The organism is Colwellia sp. SU-HH00943, assembly GCF_057546125.1.
This window is the reverse complement of sequence record NZ_BAAJLW010000004.1, coordinates 528,176-534,601: the sequence shown is the minus strand read 5'-3', so window position 1 is coordinate 534,601 and position 6,426 is coordinate 528,176. Positions and strand designations below refer to the sequence as shown.

6 protein-coding genes and 5 tRNA genes are annotated in these 6,426 nt (G+C 38.3%); all 11 read left to right on the top strand.

What is annotated here, in order from left to right; translation table 11 throughout:
- Window positions 1-141: 141 nt before the first annotated feature.
- The 11 genes from murB to nusG all read left to right on the top strand — a co-directional run bounded on the left by murB (window position 142) and on the right by nusG (window position 6,411).
- Window positions 142-1,194: a UDP-N-acetylmuramate dehydrogenase gene (gene murB / locus AC27GZ_RS13850; RefSeq protein ID WP_487095844.1), complete on the top strand. Its 1,053-nt coding sequence runs from the start codon at window positions 142-144 to the stop codon at window positions 1,192-1,194.
- Entirely contained in the window at window positions 1,187-2,164 is a 978-nt protein-coding gene (gene birA, locus AC27GZ_RS13845; RefSeq protein ID WP_487095843.1) for a bifunctional biotin--[acetyl-CoA-carboxylase] ligase/biotin operon repressor BirA, read from the top strand. Before murB ends, birA begins: the two co-directional genes overlap by 8 nt.
- On the top strand, window positions 2,161-2,889 hold the full coding sequence (locus AC27GZ_RS13840; RefSeq protein ID WP_487095842.1) for a type III pantothenate kinase: 729 nt from the start codon (window positions 2,161-2,163) through the stop codon (window positions 2,887-2,889). The genes birA and AC27GZ_RS13840 overlap by 4 nt, the downstream gene beginning before the upstream one ends.
- Window positions 2,890-3,025: 136 nt before the next feature.
- A tRNA-Thr gene (locus tag AC27GZ_RS13835) sits at window positions 3,026-3,101 on the top strand.
- Window positions 3,102-3,140: 39 nt separating this feature from the next.
- Window positions 3,141-3,225: transfer RNA gene (locus AC27GZ_RS13830), tRNA-Tyr, on the top strand.
- A gap of 64 nt (window positions 3,226-3,289) precedes the next feature.
- Window positions 3,290-3,364, top strand: a tRNA-Gly gene (locus tag AC27GZ_RS13825).
- 15 nt (window positions 3,365-3,379) lie between these two features.
- Window positions 3,380-3,455: transfer RNA gene (locus AC27GZ_RS13820), tRNA-Thr, on the top strand.
- A gap of 85 nt (window positions 3,456-3,540) precedes the next feature.
- Entirely contained in the window at window positions 3,541-4,725 is a 1,185-nt protein-coding gene (gene tuf / locus AC27GZ_RS13815; RefSeq protein WP_487095823.1) for an elongation factor Tu, read from the top strand.
- 530 nt (window positions 4,726-5,255) lie between these two features.
- A tRNA-Trp gene (locus tag AC27GZ_RS13810) sits at window positions 5,256-5,332 on the top strand.
- Between the two features lie 94 nt (window positions 5,333-5,426).
- Window positions 5,427-5,810, top strand: coding sequence for a preprotein translocase subunit SecE (gene secE / locus AC27GZ_RS13805; RefSeq protein WP_487095841.1), 384 nt, complete (start codon window positions 5,427-5,429; stop codon window positions 5,808-5,810).
- Between the two features lies 1 nt (window position 5,811).
- Window positions 5,812-6,411: a transcription termination/antitermination protein NusG gene (gene nusG / locus AC27GZ_RS13800; protein WP_487095839.1), complete on the top strand. Its 600-nt coding sequence runs from the start codon at window positions 5,812-5,814 to the stop codon at window positions 6,409-6,411.
- Window positions 6,412-6,426 lie beyond the last annotated feature (15 nt).

Sequence of the window (6,426 nt, the reverse complement as noted above, 5' to 3'; positions counted from 1 at the left end):
AAAGCCCGATTCGAAAGAGTCGGGCTTTTTGCTGCTTGGTGTTTAATAAAACAATGATAACTATTAAACACAGCCTTTCACTGGTGTTGGTACAAATATTAAGTACAATATATTTATTTAAATTATCTCAATAGAGAGTTTATGAAATTTAGTCATCAGTATGCACTTCAAAATAGTAATAGTTTTAATGTTAAAACGACATGTTCTACCATTTATTTTCCTGAAACAATTACGGATCTAGAACAGTTACCTGATTTAACGTCAGACCATTTTTATATTCTTGGTGATGGTAGTAATACGCTATTTATTGATCAAAAATCTCCTGTAATCATCAAGCCAAGCTTTAAAGGTGTGACAGTATCCGAAAATGACGATGAGTATATTGTTGGTGTTGGGGCAGGAGAAAATTGGCATGAACTGGTTTGTTTATGTTTATCCAAGGGTATCTTTGGATTAGAAAACCTTGCTCTGATCCCCGGCAGTGTGGGTGCAGCACCTGTTCAAAATATTGGTGCTTATGGTGTTGAGCTATCTAATTTTTGTTTAGAAGTTAAATGGTTTGAGTTTTCAACGAAAACGGTTAAAACGTTGACGAGAGAGGAATGTAATTTTTCTTATCGGCATAGTATTTTTAAAGATAAATTATATAACAAAGGTGTTATTACTGAAGTTGTATTTTCTTTTTCTAAGACTTGGCAAGCAAACCTTTCTTATGCAGGGTTAAATACACTGGGAGATACACCTAGTGCGCAGGAGGTAATGGAAAAAGTTATCAGCTTACGTCAAGCTAAATTGCCTGATCCGAACCAGTTACCTAATGCAGGGAGTTTTTTTAAAAACCCTATAGTTAATTATGAAAAATTAATTAGCCTTCAATCAACATATCCAGATATGCCTTATTACCCACAGAAAACTGGCAAATTTAAATTAGCAGCAGGTTGGTTAATAGAACAAACAGGTTTAAAAGGATTCCAAGAAAATTTAGTAGGTGTTCATAAAGATCAAGCGCTAGTGTTAGTTAATTATGGTAGTAAAAAGGGTTATGACCTTGTTTTGCTGGCGAAATTTGTTCAACAACAGGTGTTAGATAAGTTTGATATATTTATTTCTCCTGAAGTGCGCATGGTGACAGCACAAGGAGAAAAAGACTTTAAAGACTTGAATATCACTCAAAAGGTAAACCAACATGGCTAAGGTAATAAGAGAGCAGTTAATTAAAGCTTTAGCCAAAGGTAGCTTTGTATCAGGACAAGAGTTCGGTGCCCAATTTGGCATTAGTAGAACCGCTATCTCTAAAAATGTCAAAGCTATCGCTGAAATGGGGCTTGATATATATAGTGTCACGGGCAAAGGCTATAAATTAGCGCAACCCTTAAATTTATTAAACAAAGATAAAATTAACAAACTGCTATCAACAACAGACACTCGCTGTATTATTGAAGTTCACAGCTTAATTGACTCTACAAATAGCTATTTATTGCGCCGTTTACCCAACCAGTTATCACAGGGGCAAGTGTGTTTAGCAGAGTATCAAAGTGCAGGACGAGGCCGTCGAGGTAGAGAGTGGGTTTCACCTTTTGGTTCACAAATTTACTTATCCATGTATTGGTATTTAGAGCAAGGCCTGTCAGCGGCTATGGGCCTGAGTTTAATTACAGCACTAGCAGTAAGTGATGCTATTTATTCAGTTACTAATGTCCAAGTACAATTAAAATGGCCGAATGACATTTATCTAGATGGGGTTAAATTGGCGGGTATATTAATCGATCTTGAAGGACAAGCACTAGAGCCAAGTCATAGTGTGATTGGTATAGGGTTGAATCTAAATATGCCACAACAAGCAGCAGATAGAATTGATCAAAAATGGACAGATTTACAAAGCCATTGTCAGGATAAAATAGATAGAAATTTATTAAGCGCCCAGTTAATCCATCATTTATTAAAACGGTTAAAGCAATATCAAAATGAAGGCTTGTCAGAAATGATAAATGAATGGCATCCACGCGATATTTATTTAAATAAACGGGTGAAATTACTTACGGGAGAGAAAACCACCAAAGGAATTTGTCGGGGTATTAATAATCAAGGTGCATTGTTATTAGAAATTGATGGGCAAGTAAAACCAGTTTACGGTGGTGAAGTTAGCCTTCGAGGTGATGAGTGATTTTATTAATCGACATTGGTAATACGCGAACAAAATATTGCCTATTGAAGGACAATATTCGGGGTAAACACCAAGCTATAGAAAATAACCAATTAAATAAGGCTTTTTTAACTGAGCAATTTGCTGATGTTAGAAAAATAGTTGTTGCTAGCGTTAGCCATCAAGCGTTAACGGATATGCTAGAGACATGGTGTAAGTCACATAATATTATTTATCAGCATGTAAAGAGTGAAGCTAAAAAACAATCGCTGATTTCTGCATATCAAGATTATAATAAATTAGGCGTTGATCGTTGGCTTACCTTAGTTGCTGTCGCTACAACAATGCCAGGTAAAAATGTATTAATTATTGATGCTGGAACTGCAACAACAGTTGATTTACTGGCTGCTGATGGTCAGCATCAAGGTGGGTGGATATTAGCTGGTACAGAAATGCTTAAATCAAGTGTATTAGCGAATACAGTTCAGGTTCATGCACAAGATAAAAAACAACCAAGTTTAGCATTTGGCGTTAGTACTTCAGAAAATGTAAATAATGCGGCTTGGGTAGCAACCGTTGGGATGGTGAATTTAGCCATTGAACAGAGTAAGAGTCATGGAATTGAAGTGCATGAACTAATATTGACGGGAGGTAATGCTCAACAATTATCTGCACTAATATCTCAAAAGAATCAGGTCATTGATGATTTGGTTTTTATAGGGCTACAAGCATATAGCGAATCCTAATAACGCCATTCAATGGATAAAAAAACATCAAACACTAAGCAAACAGATTAGAAACAAGTAAAAACATCAATTTTTTTTAATTTTGCCCTTGCAAGGGGCAAAACATTACTCTAGAATTCGCACCACTTAATGTAGTGCCGACTTAGCTCAGTTGGTAGAGCAACTGACTTGTAATCAGTAGGTCGCCAGTTCGACTCCGGCAGTCGGCACCATTAATACTATTTCAACTGAGTTGAATAGGTAAATATACTGGAGGGGTTCCCGAGTGGCCAAAGGGATCAGACTGTAAATCTGACGGCTCCGCCTTCGGTGGTTCGAATCCACCTCCCTCCACCATATTTTTAGTTTGTGCTTCACAATAAAAGCGTGAACTTGAAACAGAGATAATCTGATAGAGTTAGCGGGTGTCGTATACTGGCTATTACCTCAGCCTTCCAAGCTGATGAAGCGGGTTCGATTCCCGCCACCCGCTCCAATCTATGTGATTTATGCTGATATGGCTCAGTTGGTAGAGCGCACCCTTGGTAAGGGTGAGGTCGGCAGTTCGAATCTGCCTATCAGCACCATTCCTTAGATTAATCTATTCGTATTATTTCAATATTAGTAAACTTGTAAATCTAAACTTAATTTTATACCTAGAGGTATTTTAAAATGGCTAAAGAAAAATTTGAACGTACGAAACCGCATGTAAACGTTGGTACAATCGGACACGTTGATCACGGTAAAACAACATTAACAGCCGCTATCTCTGCGGTATTAACTAAAGTACATGGTGGTGAAGTTAAAGACTTCTCACAAATCGATAACGCACCAGAAGAGCGTGATCGTGGTATCACAATCAATACATCTCACATTGAGTATGATACAGAAACTCGTCACTACGCACACGTAGACTGTCCAGGTCACGCCGATTACATCAAAAACATGATTACCGGTGCAGCACAAATGGACGGCGCGATCTTAGTAGTTGCAGCGACAGATGGTCCAATGCCACAAACACGTGAGCACATCTTATTATCACGTCAGGTTGGTGTACCTTTCATCATCGTATTCATGAACAAATGTGACATGGTAGATGACGAAGAATTATTAGAATTAGTAGAAATGGAAGTTCGTGAACTTCTTAGCGAATACGAATTCCCAGGTGATGATTTACCAATTATCCAAGGCTCAGCATTAGGCGCACTAAACGGTGAAGCTCAATGGGAAGAGAAAGTAATTGAATTAGCAGACGCTTTAGATTCATACATTCCAGAGCCAGAGCGTGCAATTGATGGTGCATTCATCATGCCAATCGAAGACGTTTTCTCAATCTCAGGTCGTGGTACAGTAGTAACAGGTCGTGTAGAGCGTGGTATCATCAAAGTAGGTGATGAAGTAGAAGTAGTAGGTATTCGTGATACTCAAAAATCTACTTGTACAGGTGTAGAGATGTTCCGTAAGTTGCTTGACGAAGGTCGTGCAGGTGAGAACTGTGGTGTATTATTACGTGGTCTTAAGCGTGAAGACGTAGAGCGTGGTCAAGTATTATGTGAGCCAGGTTCAATTTCACCTCACACGAAGTTTGAGTCAGAAGTATACGTACTTTCAAAAGATGAAGGTGGTCGTCATACACCATTCTTCAAAGGTTACCGTCCACAATTCTACTTCCGTACAACGGATATCACAGGTGCAGTAGAGCTTCCTGAAGGTGTAGAAATGGTAATGCCAGGTGATAACTTGAAATTTGTAGTAGAGTTAATCAACCCAGTAGCGATGGACGAAGGTTTACGCTTCGCGATTCGTGAAGGTGGTCGTACAGTAGGTGCAGGTGTTGTATCTAAGATTATCGACTAATTAGCATTTAATTGCTGTTATTCTTGTATTAACTTTGTTGTGGATACTCATTGACTAGCGTCAATTCCGTGTCCACGCCGCGTTAATACTTCGAATGACACACAATTAGAATTGCTAATAGATAGATATAAAAGACGCTTCGGCGTCTTTTTTGTTTTTACAAATATCTCGTCCTGAAATGTGTTTAGCAATGAAGCAAAGAGTTGTGCTATTGGCGGTGATTTATATTTGTTCACTTTTTAAAGAAAATATCAAAGCATCTTTTCCAATTACGCAAAGCTGAAAAAGATGCTTTGATACCTAAATTTATTCTCAAATATTAACCATATAGAAATAGCTTTTTCTTAGATAGTAATGGCTTTGTTATGAGGGCAAGCTGATATCTTGTAAATAGTACTTGAGTAAACTGCTGTGCTGAGTATAATAGCGCCTCACTTCTCGAGTATCTCTTAATTCCCAAACTAAAACTAAGATTCACCCGACAAGTGTAACTATTGCTTTAGTAAGCTAGTAGTTTGCTAATGATATATAGGGGTGTAGTTCCAATTGGTAGAACAGCGGTCTCCAAAACCGACGGTTGGGAGTTCGAATCTCTCCACCCCTGCCATTTTATAGTGTCATATAGATACAGAGGCAGATAATAACCTCATTTGAGAGAGGTTGTTAGTTTCAAACTAGACTGATAATTACGGAATAGAAATATGAATGCAAGTACAGAAGAGCAACCAAGTAGTTCGTTAGACGGCTTAAAGTGGGGCATTGTAGTCTTATTATTAGCTGCAGCAATTGGTGGCAATTATTATTTTGGTCAAGAATCAGTTTTGATACGTGCTATTGGTGTTGTTGTAGCCGTTATAGTTGCAGGCTTAATTGCAATGCAAACATTGAAAGGTCGTACAGCAGTCGAGTTTGCAAAAGAATCTCGTACTGAAGTGCGCAAAGTTGTTTGGCCAACACGTCAAGAAGCAATACAAACAACGGGTATTGTATTAGTAGTAACATTATTAATGTCTGTACTACTATGGGGCTTAGATTCAGTATTATTTTGGTTAGTTGGCTTAGTTACAGGTATGAAGGTACTATAATATGTCTGAAGAAAATATCTCGCCAGAAGGTGAAGAAGCGCAAGAAGAGCAACAAGTTAATCAAAACCCAAAACTAAGATGGTATGTTGTACAAGCGTTTTCGGGTTATGAAGGACGTGTTCAAAAAACCTTAATTGAGCATATCGAAATTCACAACTTACAAGAAAAGTTTGGCGAAATATTAGTGCCGACAGAAGAAGTTGTAGAAATGCGCGCTGGACAAAAACGTAAAAGTGCTCGTAAGTTCTTCCCAGGCTATGTACTTGTTCAAATGGAAATGGATGAAGAGTCTTGGCATTTAGTGAAGAGTGTTCCTCGTGTACTTGGTTTTATCGGTGGTACAAGTGATCGTCCTGCACCAATTACTCAACGAGAAGCTGATCGTATCCTACAGCGCTTAGTTGATACAGATAAGCCTAAACCTAAAACATTATTTGAACCGGGCGAAGTGGTTCGAGTTATTGATGGCCCGTTTGCCGACTTTAATGGTGTGGTTGAAGAGCTGGATTATGAGAAAAACCGCATTAAAGTATCTGTGCTTATCTTTGGTCGTTCAACGCCAGTTGACCTTGAATTTGGTCAGGTTGAAAAAGGCAGTTAGTTTCACTCTAGCAAG